Annotated in this window: 19 protein-coding genes and 1 tRNA gene; 16 read left to right on the top strand and 4 right to left on the bottom strand. The window is 43.9% G+C overall.

Annotated features, from left to right (window positions below):
• Positions 1-131: 131 nt before the first annotated feature.
• The 15 genes from N477_RS00660 to alr all read left to right on the top strand — a co-directional run bounded on the left by N477_RS00660 (position 132) and on the right by alr (position 10,749).
• Positions 132-207, top strand: a tRNA-Gly gene (locus N477_RS00660).
• A 196-nt stretch (positions 208-403) separates the two neighbouring features.
• The gene (gene rpsF / locus N477_RS00665) at positions 404-745 is read left to right on the top strand and encodes a 30S ribosomal protein S6 (RefSeq protein ID WP_023400735.1); all 342 of its coding nucleotides are present in this window, start codon (positions 404-406) and stop codon (positions 743-745) included.
• 38 nt (positions 746-783) lie between these two features.
• The gene (gene priB / locus N477_RS00670) at positions 784-1,113 is read left to right on the top strand and encodes a primosomal replication protein N (protein WP_039607617.1); all 330 of its coding nucleotides are present in this window, start codon (positions 784-786) and stop codon (positions 1,111-1,113) included.
• 11 nt (positions 1,114-1,124) lie between these two features.
• A complete protein-coding gene (rpsR, locus tag N477_RS00675) occupies positions 1,125-1,352 on the top strand; it encodes a 30S ribosomal protein S18 (protein WP_005493466.1) in 228 nt (75 codons plus the stop codon).
• A 36-nt stretch (positions 1,353-1,388) separates the two neighbouring features.
• Positions 1,389-1,841 carry a 50S ribosomal protein L9 gene (rplI, locus tag N477_RS00680; RefSeq protein ID WP_039607618.1) on the top strand — a complete coding sequence of 151 codons (453 nt, stop codon included), beginning with the start codon at positions 1,389-1,391 and terminating at the stop codon, positions 1,839-1,841.
• A gap of 355 nt (positions 1,842-2,196) precedes the next feature.
• Positions 2,197-2,622: a type IV pilin protein gene (locus tag N477_RS00685; RefSeq protein WP_063361303.1), complete on the top strand. Its 426-nt coding sequence runs from the start codon at positions 2,197-2,199 to the stop codon at positions 2,620-2,622.
• On the top strand, positions 2,597-3,070 hold the full coding sequence (locus tag N477_RS00690; protein WP_231098082.1) for a GspH/FimT family pseudopilin: 474 nt from the start codon (positions 2,597-2,599) through the stop codon (positions 3,068-3,070). Before N477_RS00685 ends, N477_RS00690 begins: the two co-directional genes overlap by 26 nt.
• A complete protein-coding gene (locus N477_RS25855) occupies positions 3,061-3,528 on the top strand; it encodes a type IV pilus modification PilV family protein (RefSeq protein WP_063361302.1) in 468 nt (155 codons plus the stop codon). The genes N477_RS00690 and N477_RS25855 overlap by 10 nt, the downstream gene beginning before the upstream one ends.
• On the top strand, positions 3,485-4,042 hold the full coding sequence (locus N477_RS25860) for a prepilin-type N-terminal cleavage/methylation domain-containing protein (RefSeq protein WP_231098081.1): 558 nt from the start codon (positions 3,485-3,487) through the stop codon (positions 4,040-4,042). The genes N477_RS25855 and N477_RS25860 overlap by 44 nt, the downstream gene beginning before the upstream one ends.
• Before the next feature lie 11 nt (positions 4,043-4,053).
• Positions 4,054-5,880: a DUF7305 domain-containing protein gene (locus tag N477_RS00705; protein WP_063361300.1), complete on the top strand. Its 1,827-nt coding sequence runs from the start codon at positions 4,054-4,056 to the stop codon at positions 5,878-5,880.
• A 254-nt stretch (positions 5,881-6,134) separates the two neighbouring features.
• Entirely contained in the window at positions 6,135-6,680 is a 546-nt protein-coding gene (locus N477_RS00710; protein WP_063361299.1) for an RNA polymerase sigma factor, read from the top strand.
• Complete coding sequence (locus N477_RS00715) at positions 6,673-7,176, top strand: hypothetical protein (protein WP_063361311.1); 504 nt, start codon at positions 6,673-6,675, stop codon at positions 7,174-7,176. Before N477_RS00710 ends, N477_RS00715 begins: the two co-directional genes overlap by 8 nt.
• 10 nt (positions 7,177-7,186) lie before the next feature.
• Complete coding sequence (locus N477_RS00720; RefSeq protein WP_063361298.1) at positions 7,187-8,131, top strand: DUF4097 family beta strand repeat-containing protein; 945 nt, start codon at positions 7,187-7,189, stop codon at positions 8,129-8,131.
• A 128-nt stretch (positions 8,132-8,259) separates the two neighbouring features.
• Complete coding sequence (gene dnaB / locus N477_RS00725) at positions 8,260-9,639, top strand: replicative DNA helicase (RefSeq protein ID WP_063361297.1); 1,380 nt, start codon at positions 8,260-8,262, stop codon at positions 9,637-9,639.
• A gap of 27 nt (positions 9,640-9,666) precedes the next feature.
• The gene (gene alr, locus N477_RS00730) at positions 9,667-10,749 is read left to right on the top strand and encodes an alanine racemase (RefSeq protein WP_063361296.1); all 1,083 of its coding nucleotides are present in this window, start codon (positions 9,667-9,669) and stop codon (positions 10,747-10,749) included.
• 7 nt (positions 10,750-10,756) lie between these two features.
• Here the strand turns inward: alr and N477_RS00735 are convergent, their stop codons facing one another.
• From N477_RS00735 to N477_RS00750, 4 genes are all read right to left on the bottom strand, one after another.
• Entirely contained in the window at positions 10,757-11,188 is a 432-nt protein-coding gene (locus tag N477_RS00735) for a secondary thiamine-phosphate synthase enzyme YjbQ (protein ID WP_063361295.1), read from the bottom strand.
• Complete coding sequence (locus N477_RS00740) at positions 11,185-11,652, bottom strand: chemotaxis protein CheX (RefSeq protein WP_023400721.1); 468 nt, start codon at positions 11,650-11,652, stop codon at positions 11,185-11,187. Before N477_RS00740 ends, N477_RS00735 begins: the two co-directional genes overlap by 4 nt.
• A 75-nt stretch (positions 11,653-11,727) precedes the next feature.
• A complete protein-coding gene (gene zur / locus N477_RS00745; RefSeq protein ID WP_046355917.1) occupies positions 11,728-12,162 on the bottom strand; it encodes a zinc uptake transcriptional repressor Zur in 435 nt (144 codons plus the stop codon).
• A gap of 43 nt (positions 12,163-12,205) precedes the next feature.
• Positions 12,206-14,686 carry an EAL domain-containing protein gene (locus N477_RS00750; protein WP_063361294.1) on the bottom strand — a complete coding sequence of 827 codons (2,481 nt, stop codon included), beginning with the start codon at positions 14,684-14,686 and terminating at the stop codon, positions 12,206-12,208.
• Positions 14,687-15,601: 915 nt separating this feature from the next.
• Here N477_RS00750 and N477_RS00755 point away from each other — a divergent pair.
• The gene (locus tag N477_RS00755) at positions 15,602-25,621 is read left to right on the top strand and encodes a hybrid non-ribosomal peptide synthetase/type I polyketide synthase (RefSeq protein WP_063361293.1); all 10,020 of its coding nucleotides are present in this window, start codon (positions 15,602-15,604) and stop codon (positions 25,619-25,621) included.

Below are 25,621 nucleotides of genomic sequence, written 5' to 3' on the forward strand. Positions count from 1 at the left end.
AACCTCGTGTGCCGCTCCAACAAAAAAGTCTTATTAAATAATAAGCAAATGTGATGCGGCACTAGCTCAGCTGCTAAAACGTTAGACGCGACCCGTCGCGCTCCAGCGGACAATTTAGAGCAAACTATGAAGCGGCACTAGCTCAGCTGGTAGAGCGCGACCTTGCCAAGGTCGAGGTCACGAGTTCGAACCTCGTGTGCCGCTCCAACTCTCTCCCTACTATTTTCTATTTTTCAAATTCTTATAACTTTTTTCTCTATTAATCCTGATTTCTTGCATAAAAAGATTGCTTATTTTTAGCACTATGCGTAAAATACGCGCTCTTTCGGCCATATTAGTCGTTCCTTGCCTTAACCCGGCCGGCCGAAACGGGACGAGGCTATACTAACCGTAAGGAATATCCATGCGTCATTACGAAATCGTATTCATGGTTCACCCAGACCAAAGTGAGCAAGTTCCAGGTATGATCGAGCGTTATACTGGTTCTATCACTGAAGCTGGCGGTACTATCCACCGTTTAGAAGACTGGGGTCGTCGTCAACTGGCTTACCCAATCGAAAAGCTTCACAAAGCACACTATGTTCTTTTGAACGTTGAAGCGCCAACTGAAGTAATCAACGAACTTGAAACTTCTTTCCGCTACAACGATGCAGTGCTACGTAACCTAGTTATGCGTACTAAGAACGCTGTAACAGAAGCTTCTCCTCTTGCTAAAGAAGAGAAAAAAGAAGCAGCATCTGCTTAATCGTTATTGATTCGGATTTGACTCACCTCTAGAGGTAATTGGTGCAAACTCAAGCAGACCCTTATACAAACCAGTTCGTTTTATCTGGGATTGTTTGCAAAACACCAAAATATAGTCAAAGTCCTGCTGGCATTGCGCATTGCATTTTTGTTTTAGAGCATAAGTCGATGCAAATTGAAGCCGACCTTAACCGTAATAGTTATGTGCGAATTCAAGTTGTTGCTAGCGGTGATAAGTTCCGAAATCAACTAGAGCATTTATACGTTGGGCAAGGGTTGCAAGTGAGGGGATTTTTAAATCGCCACGAGAGCCGAAACGGCTTGAGCCAGCTTGTACTTCATGCACAACATATTGAAAGAATTAATTGAGGAAATTACTCATGGCACGTTATTTCAGACGTCGTAAGTTCTGCCGTTTCAAAGCAGAAGGCGTACAACAAATCGATTACAAAGATCTAGCTACTCTTAAAAACTATGTAACTGAAAGTGGCAAAATCGTACCTAGCCGTATCACAGGTACAAGCGCTAAGTACCAGCGTCAGCTAGCAGCAGCTATCAAGCGTGCTCGCTACCTAGCCCTTCTTCCGTACACTGACTTACATAAGTAAGCCGGCTGATTAATAGTTTTTAAAAGGTGTAGAGACATGCAAGTTATTCTACTAGACAAGATCGCTAACCTAGGTAACCTAGGTGACCAGGTTTCTGTTAAATCTGGCTTCGCACGTAACTTCTTATTCCCTAAGGGTAAAGCAGTTCCTGCAAACAAAGCTAACATCGAAACTTTCGAAGCTCGCCGCGCTGAGCTAGAAGCAAAAATCGCAGAAGAACTAACAGCTTCTCAAGCTCGTGCTGAAAAACTTGAAGCACTAGCTGAAGTTACTCTAGTTTCTAAAGCGGGTGACGAAGGTAAGCTATTTGGCTCTATCGGTACTCGTGACATCGCAGACGCGATTTCTGCAGTTGGTGTTGAAGTAGCTAAAGCTGAAGTTCGCCTACCTCTAGGCACTATCCGTGAGACTGGTGAATTCGACGTAGCTATCCAAGTTCACTCTGACGTAACGGCAACTATCAAAGTTATCGTTATCGCAGAAGCTTAATTTATTAAGCGTAAACCGCACACCCAGTGTGCGGTTTTATCCCTCCTCTGAAAAAATTACAACGACATAAATTTTCAGTATAAAAAAGCGATGAATATCGCGATTGATTACGGAAGATTCATACATACAAGTTGAAAAATTAATCTAAATCACAAATACGGCAAAATTGCGCCTATATATTAAAATGATAGGTACACATTAGTAATGTCATGTAATATCGTACCCATTTTATATAAAGTTGATTTGTGATAATTTAGTTAACTCTTTTTTATTAGATACTTTTTTTTGCTGTCCAAATATCATACAGTGGTATTTTGAAAAATATGACAGCGTTATCATTTGAATTTGGAGAATAATGTTTAATCGTCGTGGTGTGCGTGGCTTTACGTTAATTGAATTACTGATGGTGGTTGCGCTGGTTGCTGTTCTTGCGAGTATTGCGTTACCTAGCTATTTAGATTACTTACGAAAGGGCAACCGAGCGGATGTACAACAATTAATGTACCAAGAAGCTGTAAAATTGGAGCGTATTTATTCGAGAAATGGTGGCTACCCTGATAGAAGTAAATTCACCATCAATAAAGTGCATTCACATTACGACTTGCGTTATACGCCACTTGGTAAACCCGCTGGTGCAGTAGGCACACATAGAAACTTACGATTTAGTATCAGTGCTACGCCTAAGACGAACACTACTCAGGTATCTGATATATGCGGAACGTTAAGATTAGATGAGCAGGGTAAAGGCTTCTCAGATGGGCCAGTTGATGTGTGTTGGTAAGTCAAAACATTGCGGCGTTACTTTAATCGAGTTACTTGTCTGCGTTGCTTTGGTTGCTGTGCTTGCAAGTTTGGCAATGCCCTCGGTTGTTACCTACATTAAACAAGACCGTGTTGATTCAAATATTCATCAATTAAACAGCGTATATCAATATGCGCGCAGTGAAGCGGTAAAAAGAGAGCAGTCTGTTAGGTTGGTTAAACAAAATTCGCAGTGGTTGGTGAATACTTTGGTGGATGGGGAAGAAAAAACATTACGCACGTTTACAATTGGACACGAATCTATTCAGGTAGGGTTAGTCGATCGTGAGATAAGATCGACGGGTGAGATAAACCAAGTGAGTAATATTTTAGTGAGTGATAATGACAATAGCACGCTTGATTACCGTTTATGTATATTAAGAAGCGGTCAAAGTTGGATTGGTGAGGCTGCTGAAAATTGCGTTTAGAAAAGGGGTTTTCATTAATTGAGGTGATGGTATCCATTGTGATCGCCGGTGTGGCTTTATTGGGCTTGGCAGGTGCACAGTTGAAGTCATTGCAATTTGCTAATAATAGTTTTAACTATACCTTGGCATTGGTGCATGGCCAAAATGCAATTGAGCGTATGTGGACAGATCTCTGTCATTTTCAGCATGTTGATCAAGATTTAGTGACGATTAGTAAAGACAAAGTTGCGAGGCTACACCCAGCGGATACTCGTTTTACACTTGGTATTACCCCAGATAGATACAATGATCCGGTTTTAATTAGCAACTCACCAGATCAACGAGACGTGACATTTACGGTTAGTTGGGATGACAGTCGAGTACAAAATGACAACCAAAATAATCTCTTGAATCAAATTACATTAGTAGCCAGTTATGTATATGTACCAGCCCCAACGCCAGCAAGCCCTTGTAACTAAATTTAAAGGGTGTGGTTATACGTTAATTGAGCTCCTTGTTGCGATGGCAGCAGGGCTGTTTTTACTCTCAGGAGTTGCCATGTCATACACGGCGATTAAGAGTACCGTGGTTGCAAGTAAAGAGTTATCACATGCGCAAGAGGTTATCCGTTATACCAGTCAAGTGATGACGCGAAGCATTAAGCAGACGCACCAAAAACCAGAGCTAGAGAATAATAAAGCCGCTTTACGAGTTCATCAAAAAGCATTGCAACTTGCGTGTGACGGGAGCGTGCCAGTAGCAGATTATTCTGAGTTATACACATTGTCTAACGGCTATTTAACCTGTGATATAGGTGACGGTCCGGTACAGCTTTTACGAGGCGTAGAAGTGCTGAGTTTTGATGAAGATGGAATATTAATCAGTATTATCGTCAAGCCAACAGATATGCCAAAGCAATTTGAGAATGGCATTCAAATTGATATTGCGGCAAATCGACTCGTGCTTGATAAAGCCGTATTTACAAATCCATAAGGCTAGGGCTAATGAAACGTTTTTCGCGACAATCGGGATTTACACTCATTAAGGTCATGTTATTGAGCACCATGGCCAGTGTGGTGGTATTTACGTCAATGAAGGACACCATAGTACAAGAACGATTGAGCGGTAACTTCCAAAAAGATTTGAATGCGCGTTTGCAAGCTGAAAAAGGCGTATTTGCCACTGCTGATGATTTAAACGATTATGCAACCACGATCAACCCCTCAGCGACATTGGCTGATGTATTAGAGAATGTTTCAGGTATTAATAATCAAGCTACTGGAGATGGTCAATTTTCAACAACAATCACCTCACCGGAAGCTGGCATCATTGAAGTAGGCAGTCTTGGTAATAAATATGGGGACGACGCTGCTAATAATATGGTGGCGGTTTTTGAATTCACAGATGCCGTTGTTGAACCGGTTTTTAATAATCCAGTAACAGGATGTAAAGGGGTTAACTTATCGGGTAGTGGCTTGGTGGATAGTTACAATTCTAAAATTGGCGACTACGAAAACTCTCGCGGTGACAATGGCGATGTGAATACCGTGATTGGCGACTCGGATGTGGTACTCTCTGGGCACTCGCCTATTCGAGGCGATGTTAAAGCTTCAGGTGTCTTGTACCTCAAGGGCTCATCGCCTGTCATTGGTAATGTGCAATCCAATACGGGCATTGATATCTCACATGGTAGCGGTGTTCGAGTCCAAGGGGATGCATTGACGCAAGGGTTCATCATTCATCGAGGCGGTGACATTACCGGTGTTGTGCGTGCTAATGGGAATGTAGAAATGCTCTGGGGGGCTGATATTCTCAACGAGTTCAATGATCCTTTAGATATTCAATATGGTGGCACAGGTAAGTTTGAGTTGGCCACAGAGCACTCTCAAGATGGCGTATATTACACTGCAGAAAAATTTAATGTTAATCCCAATGTAGAAGCCGTGCGTGTTTATGATCCGGACTCACCGAATCATGACCAGACAACGGTTGATGAATGCGACCCGCTTGCGCTACCTAGCAATATGCCAGATATCATGACACACAATAACAGTGAAGAAAATTTGGTTGTAAAATCGAATCAAATTTTCACATTTCGTCCGCAGCGCGCAGGGCTAGAAGAAAAAGTCCAAGGGCAGTGGCAAGAGACGAGATCTTGGATATCCAACGAGACTGATATTTATTTATTTGGAGTGAATAAGCAAGTTCACGGTAGACTAAACGAGGACAGTGAATACGTATATAACATGAAAAGTCTTACCTTAAGTGGTGATGGCTTGGTCAATGTTAAAACGGTTTCTTCTAATGGCACTGGCGGTGGCGACGTAATTTGGTTGATAGACGGTGATTTTATTATGACTGGTAATAGCCAGCTAAAGATTGCCAAAGGCACCAGCTTAACAGTGTTTGTGACAGGTAAAGTGAGATTAGGAGGTAGTGCCCAAGTTATCACAGAAGATCCTGGTATAACAGAGAGCGGCCTTGGCACATTCAATATTTTTTCATCCTATAATCCTGACCCTAATGATAATAGTGCAGACAATAAAAATGGTGTAATTGTCAGTGGCACATCATCTTTATATGCGGTGATCTATGCACCACTGACCTCAATTTCTATGAACGGCAGTGGCCAGTTTTTTGGTACTGTGCGCGGCGCGACGATTGAGGCGAATGGTGGCAGCGGTATTCATTTTGATGAAGCGTTGAAAGATCTTAAGCTTGGTAATGGCGGCACGGTGAAAGAGCCTGCAATATTAAAATTTGTAGGTTGGCGCTATAAGCATCCTGAAGAGTTTACTGACGATACAGAAGAGACCAGTAAGAGTGAATAAATCATAAGTTAGAGGTTTATTCACGTCCAAATAGTATGCGCAGTGCCAGCTGTGCTTATCTTATTAAAAACATTTCAATTTAATTTAAACCTTTTCTCATTGCGCTGCGTCTTACAAATTATGAAAGGCACTGCAAAGGCCTGATGTGACTTTAGATGGCAGGTCAGATAAGCGTATGTTAAAACTGGGTTTAAGTACTTTTTTTTTTGCTTTGTTATGTCATTATCATTGCCTTGCAGTAAAGGAATTAAAATATGTTAGTTGACGCCATACATCCTTGTGATGAGCTTGAACAGTTGGTTAAGCGCACTCAGCAGGGCGACCAAGCGGCATTTGCGGCTTTATATGAGCAATGTCACCGACGCGTTTATGCGTTGTGTTTACGATTACTTGCTGATCAGGCTCACGCTGAAGATGCCAGTCAGGAAGTATTCGTTCAGCTATGGCATAAAATTTCGCAATTTGATGGCAAGTCTAAGTTTACGACGTGGTTGCACAGTGTCACATCAAACATCGCGATTAGTTATTTGCGTAAGCATAAAAACTGGTTACAAAAAGTCGTTAGCTTTGAAAACAGCGGTATGGATGAAGCGGGGATTGCTTTGTGCGGTGATTTAAACGGGTTGGATAAGCTAGTGCTTAGGCTTCCAGAAAGAGCCAGACTGGTATTCGTACTTCATGGTGTGGAAGGTTATCGCCATGAAGAAATCGCCGAGATGTTAGGTATGGCTGTGGGGTCGAGTAAATCTCAGTACCACAGAGCAAAAAAGTTGTTACAGGAGTGGTATGAAAATGACTAAGCCAACATTTGATGAGTTTTTGTCTCAAGAAGTGAGCAAAGCACAGCAGCAACAAGATTTGCCTGAACCTCAGCGACCACTTTGGCAAGGTATTGATAAAGCTATCAATGCACAATCAGATACGGTGCATATTAACGAAGCGGCTAAGGGTAATGGGGTTTGGCGTCAAATGTCAGCGCTTGCTGCTGCAACCTGTGTTGGTATGTGTGTGATGTACTTTAGTTTGAGTATACCCGAACAGAATAATATGGTGCAAATGAGCCAGTATTTTGAGCAACAAAAGCAAATTTTACTGGTTCAATATGGCAACCAACCTGCACTGACCAATGATTGGCAAGTGCAGCTACAAGAATTAGAAGAAGCTGAGCAAGCGATTAAGCTTGCGCTTGAGAATGATACGCAAAATGCCGCTTTGCTGCAGATGTTAGCTCAGGTTTATCAGCAACAATTAGATTTAATAGAGCGAGTTCATCAACCTCGTTGGCAAAAAATTTAGGAGAAGTAGGATGAAAGCATTGATGTTGAGTTTAGCCATGTTCCCTTTGGCGACGTTGGCGGGTGACAAGATTGATAAAGAGATTGAAATCCCATTAGATGGCAAGGTTTACATTGAAAATCAACGTGGCCATGTAGAAATAATGACATGGGATAAGCCCGCATTTAAAGTGGTGGGGGAGCTAGATGAAGATGCCAAAGGATATAAACTTGAGAGTAAAGGCAGCAAGACAAAGTTTATTGTGAAGATGCCCTCGAGCTCAAGAAATTGGGGACGTCAACATGATGGCTCTAACCTTAAAGTTTTCATGCCAAAGCAAAGTGAATTGGTGTTTGAAGGTGTACAAGTGGATGTTGAAGCCGCTCAGTTATCGGCGGGTGCTTACATAAAAACGGTTAATGGTGACATTAAAGCTGCCCAGATCAGTGGTAAAGTGCGTCTTGAAACAGTTAATGGTGATATCGAGAGCAAAGATTTAGACGGCCGTATTCGTTATGAAACGGTCAATGGCGACATCGAAGACATCGGCTCAAAGGGTAAGGTGCGCTTCAATGCGGTAAATGGCTCCGTTGAAAGCAAAACGCAGGCAACAGAAATTAGACTGGAAAATGTCAATGGAGAGGTTGATTTTGAGATTGCGCAATTACAAGAGCTAAGACTGAATACTGTTAACGGCGAAATTGAAGTTAAAGTTGCTAAATTACTACCTAATGCCAGAGTGAACCTCGAGTCAGTCAGTGGAGATGCTGAGTTATATTTCCCATCAGATATTTCTGCCAAGTTTGATATTGATGCGCATGCGGGTGGTAAAATCTCAAATGAGCTGAGTAATGATACAGTACACAAAGCAAAGTATGGCCCATCCAGAGAGCTCGAATTCACAATCGGCTCGGGTGATGCTGATATTGAAATAGACACAGTCAGTGGTCGCATTGAACTGAAAAAACACCGCTAATGACTTCGGCCCAACTCTGTTGGGCCAGTACTTTTTGACGATTAGCCTCATCACTGAGCTCATCAGCATTCAGTTTTATCTGTTTTAAGGTTACAATAACAAATCCACTCATTTGTTTTTGTCGTACTATGGCCAAACCTGATCAACAAGTCGATACACTAAAAGTTCCACCGCACTCCATCGAAGCAGAGCAGTCTGTTTTAGGGGGCTTAATGCTTGATAACCAAGCATTTGACCGCGTTGCGGAACTGGTTGTTGCACAAGACTTTTACACACGCACGCATAAACTGATCTTCGAAGCCATGACTAAACTCGTTGAGCTTGGTCAGCCGATAGATCTGATTACCATTTCTGAGAACTTGGAAAAGAACAACCAATTAGACTCGATTGGTGGATTCGCTTATTTGGCTGAAATTGCCAAAAACACGCCAAGTGCCGCCAATATTGATGCTTATGCCAGTATTGTGCGTGAACGTGCCGTTGTTCGAGAGATGATATCAGTTGCCAATGAAATTGCAGAAGCGGGCTTTAATCCTGAAGGGCGAACAAGTCATGATTTACTGGATTTGGCTGAAAGTAAAGTTTTCAAAATTGCAGAGCAGCGCAGTAAGAGTACTGAAGGTCCGCAAAATATTCACAGTATTTTGGAAAAGACCATAGACAAAATCGAAGAGCTTTATCAGTCTCCACAAGATGGTGTAACTGGGGTGAGCTCTGGCTACTCAGACTTAGATCAGATGACCGCGGGTTTACAGCCGTCAGATCTGATTATTGTTGCAGCGCGTCCATCGATGGGTAAAACCACATTTGCGATGAACTTAGCTGAGCACGCCGCAATGACGCAGGATAAACCTGTACTAATCTATTCACTAGAGATGCCCTCGGAACAGATCATGATGAGGATGTTGGCATCACTTGGCCGTATTAACCAAACTAAGGTGAGAACAGGTCAATTAGATGATGATGATTGGGCGCGTTTATCGTCTACCATGGGCCTTTTAATGGAAAAAGGGCAGATGTATATTGATGACGCATCGGGTTTGACGCCTACTGATGTGCGTTCTAGAGCACGTCGTATCGCCCGAGATCATGGCGGGATCAGTATGATCATGGTGGACTATTTGCAGCTTATGCGTGTACCTAGCTTATCTGATAACCGTACTTTGGAAATCGCAGAGATCTCTCGTTCATTAAAAGCATTAGCAAAAGAACTTGAGTGTCCTGTTATTGCCCTTTCTCAGCTTAACCGTACCCTAGAGCAACGAGCAGATAAACGCCCAGTTAACTCAGATTTGAGGGAGTCAGGGTCAATCGAGCAGGATGCCGACTTAATCATGTTTATTTATCGTGATGAAGTTTATAACGATGACACTCCAGACAAAGGCACTGCTGAAATTATCATAGGTAAACAGCGTAACGGTCCAATTGGTAAGGTTAGGTTAACCTTCCAAGGTCAATACTCTCGTTTTGATAATTATGCTGGGCCTGCCATGGATGATGAGTATTAAGCCCAGAAGTAATGAGGGTTACTGGCAATGCGTTTAGCCACAGCTGAAATAAATATACCTGCACTGCGTTACAATTTGGCGCGCGTAAAAGAAATTGCGCCTCATTCAAAAGTGATGGCGGTGCTAAAGGCCAATGCTTATGGACATGGTTTAGTTAAAATTGCTCAGTGCTTGTCTGATGCAGATGCTTTCGCCGTGGCACGGATCGACGAAGCATTGGCACTGCGTGCTGGCGGCTTAACTAAGCCCATTATTTTACTTGAAGGCTTCTTCGATCCGAGCGACTTACCCATTCTCCTTGCCAATAACTTTGAGACCGTTGTGCATGATGAGAGCCAGCTAGCTGCAATTGAGCAAAGCGATCTGGATATGCCATTGTCAGTTTGGTTGAAAGTTGATACTGGCATGCACCGCTTGGGTGTGGAGCCTGAGCAATTTGACAACTTTTATCGGCGTTTAAAACAATGCGACAATGTTAAACCTGCGGTGAATTTAATGACGCATTTTCCGTGTGCAGATGATGTGGGCAATGACTTTACGCAAACGCAGATAAATTTGTTTGCCTCAATTGTATCTGGGACGAACGAAGCGCTCTGTTTGGCAAATTCTGCTGGGGTAATTGGTTGGCCTGATGCGCATTTTGATTGGGTGAGATCTGGACTGATGTTGTACGGTGTATCACCTATGCTAGATAAAGTCGGTACAGATCATGAATTAAAACCCGTCATGCGTCTGAAAACCCGTGTCATTGCGATAAAGCATGTTGTTCAGGGCGATCGTGTTGGTTATGGTGGACGATGGCAATGTGCGAAATTGACAACGCTTGCGGTCGTTGCTATGGGTTATGGTGATGGCTATCCTCGTCACGCAAGGCAAGGAACACCTGTGGTAATAAAAGGTCAACGCTATGGCATCGTTGGCAGCGTATCTATGGACATGATAAGTGTCGATATCGGCAGTAATGAAGCGCAGATAGCAGTGGGTGACGAAGTAGAAATGTGGGGGCCAACACTCCCCGTTGAAGAGGTTGCCGTATGTGCGGATACGATCCCATACGAGCTGCTTTGTAACGTTACACCTCGTGTGAGCTATGAATACTGTGATGAGTGAGCAGCGCTCACTCTAGCAATTGACCTTGCAGCGTTGCAACAACGCGCCTCGGTCCGCCATGATCTCTGTGTTCACCTAAATATATCCCTTGCCAAGTGCCTAAATTAAGCTGCCCTTGATAAATAGGGATAGTCACTTCACATCCGAGTGTGCTGGACTTTATATGGGCTGGCATATCATCATCACCTTCATAGTCATGACGGTAATAGTGTTGGTTTTGCGGGACAAAATGATTGAAATGACTTTCCATATCCATGCGCACAGTTGGGTCCGCATTTTCATTCACCGTAAGGCTAGCTGATGTATGCTGAATAAATAAATGAAGTAAACCAACTTTGTAGTAACCCAGTTGGGGAATTTGGGGAAGTAATTCGTCATCAATAAGGTGAAAGCCTCGTGCTCGAGGCTTCAGTGTGATCACAGATTGGTGCCAACTCATAGCTTGTCGAAGCTGACCTCTATATTTGCGTTACCATCTTCTGAGGTGAATGGCATGATAATTTTTGCCCCTTCACATTTATGCGTAATCGTATGCCCAGGTCCAGATACAACAAGCGGTGTTGCCATATCAAAGTCATAACCTTTTTCGCCGAGTAAATTTTTAGCGCCACCAGTAACCATGTTGGTTATTTCACCAACCATATCTGTGACTTCTTCATTGATTTTTTCCGGTCGTTCACCAAGCATTCTTTCCATGATGGCAAGCGCAAGGCTCTCATCAAATGTAATTGAAAAAGAGCCTTTGGTTTGTGGGCCAACCATACCAATTAATCCAGATACGTCCCCACGAGCGACTTCATCTTTTTTTATCTTTGGCTTACCAGGCGTCAACTCTGTTTGCGCCATGGTCGCTAATACATTTATTAGTGAAGATAAAAAAGGGTTGATGAACTCAACATTCATATTTTAGGTCCCTTGTTTTATTCGTTATAACAGACATTAGTTTAAGTGTAGTGGCTTTTTTGTTAGCTGCACTACTTACTCTTGGCACTTTTCACATAGCCCATGGGCTTCGATTGTCTGTGCTTTTACTTTAAAGCCTTTTTCAGCTGATAAATTATTTAACTCATGAGAGATGGCACCAGAATGTAGCTCTTGAACATGCCCACAACTATCACATATCAGGAGTTGGACAGGGTGGATATGGTCAAAATGGTGGCACAACATAAATGAGTTTGTGCTCTCGATTTTATGGATGAAACCTAGCTCAGACAAAAAGTCTAATGCGCGATACACTGTAGCAGGTTTGGCGCTGCTTTCTGTTATTTTTAACTCTTCGAGCAAATCATATGCACCAACACCACCTTGTTTTGTCGCGAGCAAGCGAAACACTTTCTCTCTGATAGGTGTGAAGCGTGCACCGCGATTGTCGCAGACTTGCTTAGCTTTTGTAACGAGTAGTTCTATATTCATATTCTAAATCCTTACACTACTTCTCAATACTAACATATTCAAATTAATAGTCTTGTATCGACAAGGATTTATTCTCAATATTCAAAGGTTGTTGTGCATATTGCGCTAACCACGCTTCAAAATCAATTTTTGACATGGGTTTACCTAAAAAGTAACCTTGGCCTAAGTCACAACCAAGTGCAGCTAAAGTATCTAATTGTAGTTGGGTTTCTATGCCTTCGGCGATTACTTTTATACCTAAATTATGGGCCATGGTGATGATGGTTTTGACAAGTTGCTCTACCTGCTCACTTGTGTGCATATCAAAGATAAAGCTCTGGTCTATTTTCACTACGTCAAATGGGTATAAACGCAAATAGTTTAAAGACGAGTACCCTGTGCCAAAGTCATCCATAGAAACAATAACGCCTAACTGATGAAATTCAAATAGGGCATCTTTAACCAGTGCATCACCGGTAAGCAGTACGCCTTCAGTGATCTCTAACTCAAGATACTGAGTGTCGATTTTATGCCTGTGGATCAGGGTACTAATGGTATTGACTAGGTTAGGATCTTTGAATTGTCGTGGAGATAAATTGACGGCAATACGATATGGATGAGGGTATACTGTTTGTAAATGCACAATTTGCATAATCGCTTGCTCTAGCACAAATTCACCAAGCTCGATGATGTAACCGGTTTGCTCTGCAAGCGGGATAAACTCTGCTGGAGAGATCCAGCCTAATTCTTCATTATGCCAGCGTAGTAGCGCTTCGGCGCCAACCACAAAGCCATTAGATAAATCATATTGTGGTTGAAAATAGACTGAAAACTCTTCCTTTTCTAGCACGCCACGCATTTTATCTTCTAGTTTTAATCGACGATTGAGGTCTTGGCTCATACTCTCCGTAAAAAATGAAAAGGTATTTCTGCCCATTTGTTTTGCGCTATACATGGCTGAATCAGCTTTTCTTAATAGCTCATTCGGTGAATCTGCATCGTCAGGAAATACTGCAATACCAAGACTTAAAGAGATAGTGAACGCACGTTCATCTATTTCGAAAGGGGAACGAAATAGTTGTACCAGCTTAGTTGCGATTGCGGTGATATCATGGTGAGTGTGAATATCCCCAAGCAATAATATAAATTCGTCGCCGCCAAGGCGCGCAACGGTATCGTGTTTTCGCAATGCGCTTTTTAACACGCTTGCCGAGTGAATAAGTACTTTATCTCCTACCTCATGACCCATCGAGTCGTTTACTTTTTTAAAGTCATCTAAATCAATAAATCCGACCGCTATGAGTTGGTGGTTGCGTTTAGCTTCGTGGATCATTTGCTGAAGGCGGTCGAGTGCTAAAAAGCGATTGGGTAGGTTGGTGAGCGTATCGTAAAAAGCATGCTTGAGAATGACTTCTTCTTGGCGCTTCTGATCGGTGATATCTCTGACTGCAATAACTAATTTATGTGAATTGGGGATCGCATTTAAGCGCGCTTCAAAATGTTTACTGTTTTTTGTGCTTTCTAGTTTGTAATCAATTTGCGTTAGCTGACCGCTTTGCTCAATGGTTGATATGGCTTTGATAAAGTGTTTGGCCGCATGCGAAGGGAATATATCTACCAGTTTTTGACCGACAAATTGCACTTCGGGCATGGGGAGATTTTCATTATTACTGTAATGGCACTCCAAAATTTTGCCCTGTTTATCAATGATAAAAAAGATATCTGGCAGTGCAGAAAAAATGCCCTCTAGCATGCTATGTTGTTCAATGGCTGCTTGCTCTGCGTATTTTTGCTGCTTAAAGCCGAGTTCAAGCGCATATGAAGCGCGTGCAATATTGTTTGCTAATAGTTTTAGTTCTCCTTGTCCATCAATACTGTGCTCTCGGATAAATTTAAAATCCCCCAATTGATTACTGTATTTTACTAAGGCTGAAATAGGGCGGTGAATAAAGCAATAGGTCACCAGTAATGCTAACAGAGAGACAAATACAATCGCCGAAATGATAAACCAAGCATTGTGATTGTAGTGTTGTAATAGCTGTGCAAACGTATCTGAGAGATCATATTGGCTATAGACTAATAGGGATGAATTGGCATCATGATTTTGGGTGTTCGTGAGAGAGACTATTTGCGAGGTCGCTAAAATGTTGGTGCCTTCATCAAAATGAGATGACAGCGGTGTGTTTTCTTGAGCGACTTTCACCTTGTCGATAAGTGGAAATAGGGCCTGAGCGTTTAAACCAACATGCTTTTTCTCTGAGCTATATAAAATATTAAGCGCTTTATCTGTTACCAGCGTAACAGGCGCTGGGATGATAAAAGTAGGTGCGCTTATTTTTGCACGAACAGCATCAGGGCTACCATCTTGCACAGCTGATACCATATTCATTGAAAATTGCGTCGCAGTGAAAATTGTCTGCTCAACAATAAAGTCTTTTTTAACGCCAAAACTAAAAATGATAAGCACCAATGCAAATATAGCTGCTGAGAGTGTGGAAAGGAGTGTTAACCAAACCTTGAGGTTGATTGAATATGCTTTATCCATTTTCATTCCTTTACTGCCGTTTGCCTGTCTCGGCAGCAAAAACGTCGCTATACATTGTTTAATCCGTTAATGACGATGAGTTGCAATCTGTTAAGGTCATTAAAGTGCTCACTGTTAACTTAAGCAGTTACCTTTTCAGACTGCGGCTATCCTAGCTTCAGTATAGTTTAATTAAACAGATAGCAATGGCTGATTTAAGTTTAAATATTTGACAGCGCTGGTATCTATTCATTACTAAGATGAATTTTTTGATGTGTCTATCTATGTCAAATAGTCTTCATGTAGCATTGCTAGGCTAATCACTGATGAGATTTGAAAATAAAAATGGCCGCTGTTTGATATAACGTAATGTGTTTAATAATAAAGTCTGGAACAACATGCAAAAAGTGCTAACTTGGGCAGCACTGTTCCACAAAGTTTAAACTTTACCAAAGGTTATATCCTATCCATTTGTTAATTTTTGGTAATTTTGATTTATTTTTTCATTTTGTGTGATAGCATCTTAATGGCAGTAATGAATTAATAAAGAATATTCTGATTTTTAGGTAATGGGTATTGTTGTCTAGTTGTCTTGCCTGCATGAGTAGCATTTTCTTTTATTTATAATCCTTTTTAATCAATGTTTTATTGGTTTTTAGGTAGTGGTAAAAGGTGTAGTCTATTAACTTAATTTGCAGTGTTTAGAAGTTAATTAACCTTCTTTTTTTGCGCGTCTACAAGCGTATGCATAGCAGTGATAAGCTATATGTCACGCGGTTGTTAGTTCGTTGTAAATTTTAAATTGATTAATTTTTTTCAATTTTGTGGTTAGAGCTAGGATTGCGGTAACAGCCTTCATTGCATAGAACACAAAGCCTGTCGAGCGGCCAGATCCTAGCACAGAGATCACTTAATCACTCTTTTTGTGGGCATGGCATGAAAACAGACTTAGTGACTGCGCTAGTTACATTAGCGAATACTCGTGGTGGTGACACTGCGTATCAATACTTTTTCTCCGACGACCTTCCTAGTCAATCTCTGACTTATCAGCAGCTAGATCAACGGGCTAGACAAATAGCACAGCACCTAAGTGCGCACTTTGAGCAAGGTGATCGCGCGCTTTTGTTATATAACTCAGGCTTTGCGTTTATCGAAGCGTTTTTTGCGTGCCTGTATGCTGGGATAGTCGCCGTCCCTGTGTATCCGCCAAAAAAGAATCAAAATATTACTCGGTTACGAAGCATTATTGAGGACGCAGGCGCAAAAGGTGTGTTGACCTCTGAGAAAGTGAATGAAATCGCACGCCCATTGTTTGAGTCAGAAGCCAGTCTCAATGACTTGGCATTGTTTACAACGGATACCTTAACGAGTGACGTTAAGCGTGATTGGCAAGCCATTTCAGTACAGGGCCCAGATTTAGCATTTTTACAATATACATCTGGCTCTACTGGGGCACCAAAGGGTGTTATGGTCACCCACGATAATATTATCGATAACGAAGAAATGATGAAGGTGGCCTTTGGTCACAGTAGCCAAACGCCCATCGTCAGCTGGTTGCCTCACTTTCATGATATGGGGTTAATTTTTGGCATATTGCAGCCAATTTACGTTGGTGCGCCAGCGTGCTTAATGAATCCTACCTACTTTTTACAAAAACCACTACGTTGGCTCAAACTACTGACTGAGTTTAAAGGGGTGACATCCAGTGCGCCTAATTTTGCCTACGACTTGTGTGTTGATACCATCAAAGAAGAAGAATTAGCAGAGCTTGATTTATCCCACTGGCAATCAGCTCTAAATGGTGCTGAGCCTGTTCGCGCCAGCACTCTTAAGCGTTTTTACGAAAAATTTAAGCAGTGTGGATTACGTAAAGAGAGTTTGTCTCCATGCTACGGCATGGCTGAAACAACACTGTTTGCAACGGGTGGCTCCTTGCTTAGCGAGCCGATAATTTTGACTCTCGATAATGACAAAATGCTGGATGGTGTGGCTAAAATACAGGAACACATCATCGAAAATGGGAACAATGCTGAGTCGTCAGCTTATCAAGCTGTGTCTAGTGGCCATACATGGTGTGAGCATGAAGTTGCTATCGTATCGCCAAGCACACTAAAGCGCTGCCAAGAAGGGGAAGTTGGCGAGATCTGGGTGAAAGGGGCGAGTGTTGCTAAAGGTTACTGGAATAAGCCTGAGCAAACAAAAGCCATTTTCCAAGCGACTATCGCAGGTGAAGAAAGCGGGCCTTACTTACGTACGGGTGATTTGGGCTTTTTACAGCAGCATGAACTCTTTGTTACAGGGCGTTCTAAAGATGTATTGATTTTCCGCGGTAAAAATTATTATCCGCAAGATATTGAACTCACGGTCAGTGAAAGTGATAGTGCACTTGAGAGCAATGGCGGCGCAGCTTTTTATGTGCATGCTGGTAAAGAAGACAAATTGGTTGTTGTACAGCAAGTTAAACGCACCGCTATTCGCAAGTTAGATCATAAACAAGTGATAGACAAAATAATCAGTGCCATTGTCGAGCAGCATGGCATAGCGCCTTATGATGTGGTTTTGATCAAGCCTGGCCGTTTGTGCAAAACCTCCAGCGGCAAGGTGCAACGCCAAGAAAATAAAGCGCATTATGAACAAGGGCGTTTTGAGGTTTTAGCAGCGTATAAATCAGGACAACCAGACAAGCAAACCGCGCCCTTAGCTGCTAAAAATACACAGCTTAAATCAGATCAAGTTTTATATCGCAGTGCGTGCCAGCTACTACAAACTATCATCGCCATAGAAGTTGGTGTTGAACACACAGAGTTAGATGTGGATGCCTCCTTTTTATCCTTGGGGGTGGACTCAATGAAGGCTGTGCGCATTTCTGGGGAGTTGATTGAACTACATGGCATCGAGCTTGAGTCGACCATTTTGTATGAGTATCCAAGCATCAGTGAGCTTGCTCAATATCTTTGTCAATTTGATGAAGTGAAGGCCGCACTGACTCAATCTAGTAAAGACAACCCAAATATAGAATCAAAAAGTAAGCAAGCGCAATCGCGTGACGAGTCACAAAATAAAGCAGTCTCCAGTGCTGAGAGTCAAGAGACAGATATTGCTGTCATTGGCATGGCCTGCCGATACCCAGGAGCCAATAACCTAGATGAATTATGGCAGTTGTTAAGCACTGAACAGGAGGCCATTAGCACCCCAAGTGAGCACCGCCAGCAATTGTGTGAAGAGGTGAATGCACAGCGTTTAGGCGGGTATCTAGATGACATTGCTGAATTTGACCACACGGTTTTTGGTATTTCACCAAGTGAGGCAAAACACATTGATCCTCAGCAGCGCATACTGTTGGAAAATACGTTTCATGCAATTCAATCAGCAGGGTATATGCCAGCGCAATTGGCTGGCTTAAAGGTAGGGGTGTATGTTGGTATTTCACAAAGTGACTACTTTTCCCTGTCACAGCAAGTGCAAAAAAGTACCGCCTATCTCGGTACGGGTAATGCGCTGAGTATCGCAGCAAATCGACTATCGTATTTTTACAACTTTACCGGCCCTAGCCTTGCGATTGATACGGCATGTTCCTCGTCGCTGGTGGCACTGCATCATGCTGCACAGGCAATGAGAAGCGGCGATATACCTCAGGCGTTGGTGGCGGGTGTTAACCTGATTTTGAGCGATGATGTATCGCAAGCATGCGATAACGCGCAGATGCTGGCAGCCGATGGGCGATGCAAGACGTTTTCTGACAGTGCCAATGGGTATGTACGCAGCGAAGGCGTTGGTTCTATTTTACTAAAGCCTTTATCGCAAGCCATCGAAGACAATGACCCGATTTATGGCGTGATCAAAGGGAGTGCAGTTAATCAAGACGGGCGCAGTAATGGGATCACCGCGCCCAATGGCCGTGCACAGCAGCAAGTGATCCAATCTGCACTTGCGCATGCTGGTGTTACTGCACAAGATATTGATTATGTAGAAGCGCATGGTACTGGGACAAAACTAGGCGACCCAATTGAGGTGTCAGCTCTGCAACAGGTATACGGTCAGCAGCGCAGCAACACACTGTTGGTGGGGTCAATCAAGGCCAATATTGGTCATTTAGAGTCGGCAGCAGGTTTGGCAGGGCTTATCAAAACCTTGCTGTGCTTTAAACATCAGCAGATCCCTGCGCAGCGCTATAGCGAGACGCTTAATAGCCATATCCCGTGGGAAAAATATGCCATAGCGATCCCAACCGGAGATACGCCTTGGCCAAGCAATGAGAGCACACAGGGCTTAGCGGCGGTGAGCTCATTTGGTTTTGGCGGGACCAATGCGCATGTCATTATGGCGCCGCCTCCCAAGGGAAAAGCAGTGCACAATCAAGCAATGAAACAACCTAGCAGCTATGTGTTGCCGCTTGCTGCAAAATCGTCACAGGCACTATCAAGTTGGGCAAAACAGTTTGCATGCCAGTTGGAAAACCTTGGTGATAAAGCAAGTGCTGATTTGATTGCGCAAGTATCGGTTTCACCTGCCTTAAAAGGGGTTAAAAAAGCATTTTATGGCATAGACAAGCAAGCGCTCGTGCAGCAGTTGAATGATGCTGATATGTCTATGATGCCAGCGGATCAAAGCGTCAGCCCACCAAAAGTGGTGTTTTTATTCACAGGACAGGGCGCGCAATATCCAGATATGGGCAAAGCACTGTATCAATCTGATGCAGTGTTTAAAGCGGCAATAGATGAATGTGAGTCTCTGTTGCTTGCGCATTATGATGAGCGTTTAACTGACGTGCTCTATGCAGAGGCACATCATGAAAAATTAAATCACATTCGCTGGACCCAAGTCGCCATTTTTGCTGTTGAGTATGCGATGGCAAAACGACTTAATTCATTAGGTATTTTCCCCGATTTATTGATCAGCCACAGTGTCGGTGAATATGCCGCGGCCTGCATTGCCGGTGTGATGTCTCTGGCTGATACTATTAAGTTGGTGAGCGCGCGGGCGACCCTAATGCATGAATTAGACGCCGGTGGCCAAATGATTGCTGCTAGGTGCACCCTTGAGCAAGCGCAGTCTGTTATTGTTGAGCATACACATACAGCTTCTATTTCTGCCTATCATGGGGAAGCGGGCGTGGTCTTTTCTGGCAGCATGGATGCGATCACACACATTAGTCAACAGTTAACGGCTATGGAAGTCCGCTACAAAGCCCTGAATACCGGGGCTGCATTCCACTCGCCACTTATGGCGCCCATGTTAGAGGCATTTGCCAAGGTGGTCGGCTCGGTCACTTTGCATAAGCCGACACAGGAGTTTGTTTCTTCGGTGACAGGCAAAGTGGAGCAAGACAGAATCACTGATGCCAATTATTGGTGCGAGCAAATTACGCAACCAGTGCGATTTGATGACAGCTTGCAGTCGTTGCATGAGCTGACATCGATGTGTTTGATTGAGCTTGGCCCCAAACCGATTTTAAGTGGCTTGATCCAAGAGAACTTGCCACGCATCGAAGCGACTTACCTATCCGTGTTACGTGATAAGGGTGATGATCGCGAGCGCTTGGGCGAGTGTATTGCCAGTCTGTATGAGCTCGGTTTTGCCATCAAGTGGCCGAATTTTTACACATCTTTATCTGAGTCTAATCCCCAGCGCTTGCCGTTACCTCAGTATCCATTTGATAAGCATACGCACTGGATGAGTGCAATAGAGCCATCATCAACAACTGCCTCTAGCACCATACAACCTCAACCAGTGACAGATGAGCTTCACAGGGCGCAAGCCATTGAAGAATTTATTTTATCTACTTTGGCAAAAGAGCTGGGGATGGATGCTGTGCAAATCGATCCGCACTTGGCGCTGCTAGAAATGGGCGTGGATTCTTTGATGATAATGCGGGCTGTACGCATTTTCGAAAAACAGTTCGATTTAGAGTTCAGTGTGCGGCAGTTTTATGAAGAATTGAGCACAGTAGCCAACTTAGTCGCCTATGTAGCGCAACATAGTGATTATTTGACGCCAGAAATAGATGTTGTTGAGGACAATACGCCGCCACAGGCTACAAGTCTACGATTAGAAAGCTTCCCTATTAATGAACCTGATAATAACCACCTGATTGAGCGTATTTGTACTGCACAGCTGCAAGCGGCCGCCAGCGTCAACAGTGAAGCTGCACAGCTCAGTGTATCCGATGTCACCGCACAGCAGTTGGCTTGGCTTGGGCAGCAACCAAGGGGGGAAGTTGGAGATAAATCAACGCTTTCAACGGCCGCTCAAGCACGTTTTTCAGACTCAAAAGTCACGCCTTCAGCAAGTGAGTCGACTCATCAATCGGTGGCATCTGTACTACCTGGTTTTCAAGCCAAGCAACTGCAGCGGCAAGCAGGTACTGAGGAAATGCGTCAGCACAGTGAGTCGCTCAGCACGCAGTACTGCCAAAAGACGGCAGCTTCTAAGCAGCTGGTCTCTCAGCACAGATCGCATCTTGCCGATTGCCGCGCATCAGCTGGGTTTAGGTTATCGAGCAAAGAAATGCTTTACCCCATTTTTGCCAAACGTTGCGAGGGTGCTCGAATTTGGGATATTGATGACAATGAATACATCGATATTACCATGGACTTTGGGGTGAATTTGTTTGGTCATAAGCCCTCATTTATCAACGCGGCAATTGCTCAGCAATTAGAATGCGGCATTCAGCTAGGGCTTGCAAGCCCGCAAGCTTGTGAGGCGGCTTCACTTATCAGTGAGTTGACAGGCTTGGCGCGAGTCTCATTTTGCAACTCGGGCACTGAAGCGGTGATGACGGCATTAAGGCTCGCCAGAAATAAAACTAAACGACCGCGCATTGTTCAATTTGAAGGCGCTTATCACGGCCATTTTGATGGCACATTGGCGGCTGTCGCGCCGGATGGTGAGCGTGTGGAGCCAATGTGTTCGGGGGTACGCCACGAAACCGTTGCCGATAACTTAGTGCTTAAATACGGTGACTTTTCTGCGCTTGAACAGATAAAACAACATGGCCATGAGATAGCGGCCGTGTTAGTTGAACCCGTGCAAAGTCGTCACCCTGAGCTTCAACCATTCGAGTTTTTAAAGCAGCTTAGAGCGTTAACGAAGCGCTTGGGCATCGCTTTAATTTTTGATGAAATGATCACAGGGTTTCGCGCTCACCCAGGAGGCGTACAGGGGTTACTCGACATCCAAGCAGATATGGCCACTTACGGGAAAATTGTCGGTGGAGGCTTGCCCATTGGTGTGGTTGCAGGTAATAAAGAATATCTTGATGGGATTGATGGTGGTGTGTGGCAATACGGCGATCAGTCGTTTCCGCAAGCTGACACCACCTTTTTTGCAGGCACCTTTTGTAAGCACCCTTTGAGCATGGCAAGTGCGGTTGCGGTACTCAAGGAGATCAAACGTCAAGGCCCTGAGTTACAAATTGAACTTGCGCGCAAAACCACTTACTTAAAAGAGCAGCTAAATGCATTTTTTCAAGCGCATGCTATTCCGATTGCTATCAATGCATTCTCATCACTGTTTCGCTTTCAATTTAGCCAGAATCTAGACGTGTTCTTTTATGAGTTATTGAATCGTGGGGTATTCATTTGGGAAGGGCGCAATTGCTTTATCAGTGCCGCACACAGTGATGAGGATATTGAGTTTGTCATTCGCGCTGTCAAAGACAGTGCTCTCACATTGCAGCAAGCGGGTTATTTTGGTGATGTTGCAAAGCAAGTTCATTCTGTACACACCGACAGTAGTGTGGATCAGCTTACCCAAGGACAAAGTCAACTGCTGGCACTGGCGCTACGCAGTTCAAGTGGAGCACTTGCATATCATTTACAGGCCAGTATTGGCTTGGTTGGTGCACTGGATGTGGGTAAGCTCAAGCGCGCTGTAGCGCATGTGGTGAGCAGCTTTCCTTTACTAAGTTGTGGCGTCGATGTGGCTGAACTTAAACATATCACTCGTGCAGCCCCCGAACTCATGTGTCTCTCTATTGCGCCTGAGGAGCCCCTTTGTGAAGTTGAGCAGCGTTTGTCTGAGCTGCGTTATCAGTCATTTGATTTTGAGCAAGGGGGTCTGTGCCGCCTCTATTTACTGAGTGACAATATGCACAACCATTACTTGAGTATGGTCGCCCATCACATTGTATGTGATGGTATTTCTCTACAGTTGGTATTGGAAAAAATAGCTCAAAACTACAGTTCAGATGAGCAAGTTGCTTGCCCAAGTGCGCCAAGCTTTGGTGAATATGCCCAAGCGTTGTCAAATTACACCCAGACAAATATTTATGGGGAAGATACGCAATATTGGCAAGCTCAGCTAGCAGGTAGTGAGCAGTTAGCTTTGCCACTAAAGCGAGATGCGAAAGCTCAGCCTAACTATCAAGTGCAACAACTGAGGTATCCAGTGAGCACGCAAGCGGTGCAAAACCTACAATCTGTTGCAAAAGCGCAAGGTTGCGGATTGTTTGCAACACTATTGGCCTGTTATGTGGCTTGGTTACATAAATTGTCTGAGCAAACGCGCATTGCTGTCAATGTACCAGTCTCAGATCGCCAACTGCTCTCACCTGATATAGACGCCGACGTATTAGACGCGCATTTACTTGGCTATTGCACCAATATGTTACCGTTGCAACTGGATGTCTCAGCGACGATGACATTTGGTGAATTGGTCGCACAGGTGCAAGACAGATTACTCACTGGATTTGAACATCAGCATCTTCCCTATGCCCATTTATGTGAGCAAGATTGGATCATGCCAAGTACGGTATTTAATTTTGACCGTGTACAAAGGTTGCCTGAATTCAGTGGTTTGCAATCGACCTCGCTAGCAAGTAACAACTGTTTTGGTCAGTTTGAAGTGTCTTGCAATATCTTGAATATTGGTGAGCAGTGGTGGTTTGAACTAGATTATCAACGTGATAGATATGATGATGACATGTTCGCGCGTTTTGCGCAGTCTTGGCTAGTCATGGCGGCCAGCATCTGTGCTGAGCAGACTATGCACAGTGACTTGTTTGAGTTGCAAAAAGATGATGACTATAACCAGATGTTATCTTCACAACTGGCCAATGCTTCTCTGAGTTTAGAGTGTGGTTCATTAATTGATATGGTGTCGCAACAGGCATTCAACACACCGCAAAAAATAGCGGTGAAAGATGATATTACTGAGCTCAGTTACCAAGCGTTGGAAGCACAATCGAATCAGTTAGCACACCATCTCATGGCGCAAGGTGTAGGGGCTGGCAGTTTAGTGGCGGTTGCTTTATCACGCACCAGTAAACTGTTGGTCGCTTTGCTCGCCGTGTTAAAAGCGGGAGCGGCTTATTTGCCCATTGATGTTACTTACCCGCAAGCGCGAATACGGGAAGTGCTGTCAGATGCGCAAGCTAATTTGCTGCTGTGCGATGCGCCATGCGCTGAAATTAAAACCATGGTTGATACGGGCATGGTGTGTGTCGATATTGACCTAGAAGCCAGTGAAATTGCTGCTTACCAAAGCACATTACCAAAAAGCGCGGTTGCCAGTGAGCAGCGCGCTTATGTGATTTATACCTCGGGCTCAAGCGGTCGTCCAAAAGGGGTTGAAATTAGCCATGGTGCTTTGGCCAACTTTTTACTTTCCATGCAAGATAAGCCAGGTCTTTCCCAGCAAGACCATGTGTTAGCCATTACAACGATGGCATTTGATATTGCGGCATTGGAGTTATTCTTACCCATTATTTCTGGGGCGACCTTAGTGATTGCCAGTGAAGCCGCGTGTAGCGATCCGTTGGCGATTTCAGAATTGATTGAGCGACAGCAGATCTCCTTTATGCAAGCCACTCCGACGCTTTGGCAACTTATTATTCAGGCTGCTCCTAATTGTATTGCAGGACTCACAGTACTGTGTGGCGGTGAGCCATTGACTGCTAATCTGGCAGAAAAGCTATTGAACCAAAATGTCCAGCTTTGGAATATGTATGGGCCCACAGAAACCACCATTTGGTCAAGCGTCGCGCACATTACCGATGCACATGACATTACCATAGGTCATGGCATTGCAAATACGGGATTGTTTGTCATGCCTGAGCAGGCCAACGAGCAAAGCGACCCGTTGCCCATTGGTGTTTGGGGTGAACTTTGGATAAGTGGTGCGGGCTTGGCAAACGGCTATCTTAATCGCGCAGAGTTGACTGCTCAGTGTTTCGTAAAGCACACGGTTAATCATCAGCCTTTACGACTATACAAAACAGGTGATAAAGCAAGATGTTTACCCGATGGCCGATTTGAGTTGCAAGGGCGGTTAGACAATCAAGTGAAGTTGCATGGGCATCGCATTGAATTGGCTGAAGTTGAGTATCAATTGCGCAAGTTACTCGGTCATGATGATGTGCGTGTCTTAGTCAAAACAGCCCAGTCAGGCACAGCCCATTTATGCGCGTTTTGCCTCTCTTGTCCACAGCAAGGTGTGCAGTGGGAGTACAGTGCCATTCGTCAGCATTTAATGATGAAGTTACCCAGCTATATGGTACCAGAATTTGTCAGTTGGCTTGAACAATGGCCTCGCACACCGAATGGCAAAATTGATACCAAGTCGCTTGCATTGCCAGTGCTTGAAACTGGCCATGTAGCGCGCCATCGCGCTCCAGATAACCAAATAGAGCAAACGTTACTTGGGTATTTTATTGACTTATTACCCATTGAGCAGATGAGCACAGACAGTAGCTTTTTTGACTGTGGCGGTAACTCGGTAATGGCAATGCAGCTGATATCTCGCATTAACCGACATTTTGCAGTGCGTTGCACCGTGGCTGACGTGTTTGATTTTAGCAGTGTTGTTTTACTTGCGCAGCGCATTGGTGTGTTGAAAGCAGATCCTGAGCAGGCAATACATGGCGTGACTCAAGTAGAAGTTATCAGTGACATAGTTAGCGGGCGCGATATCAGCGCAGCTTTTGATGATAAATCCATGACAGAGATGGACTTGTAA

Source organism: Pseudoalteromonas luteoviolacea H33-S (assembly GCF_001625695.1).
GTDB lineage: Bacteria > Pseudomonadota > Gammaproteobacteria > Enterobacterales > Alteromonadaceae > Pseudoalteromonas > Pseudoalteromonas luteoviolacea_B.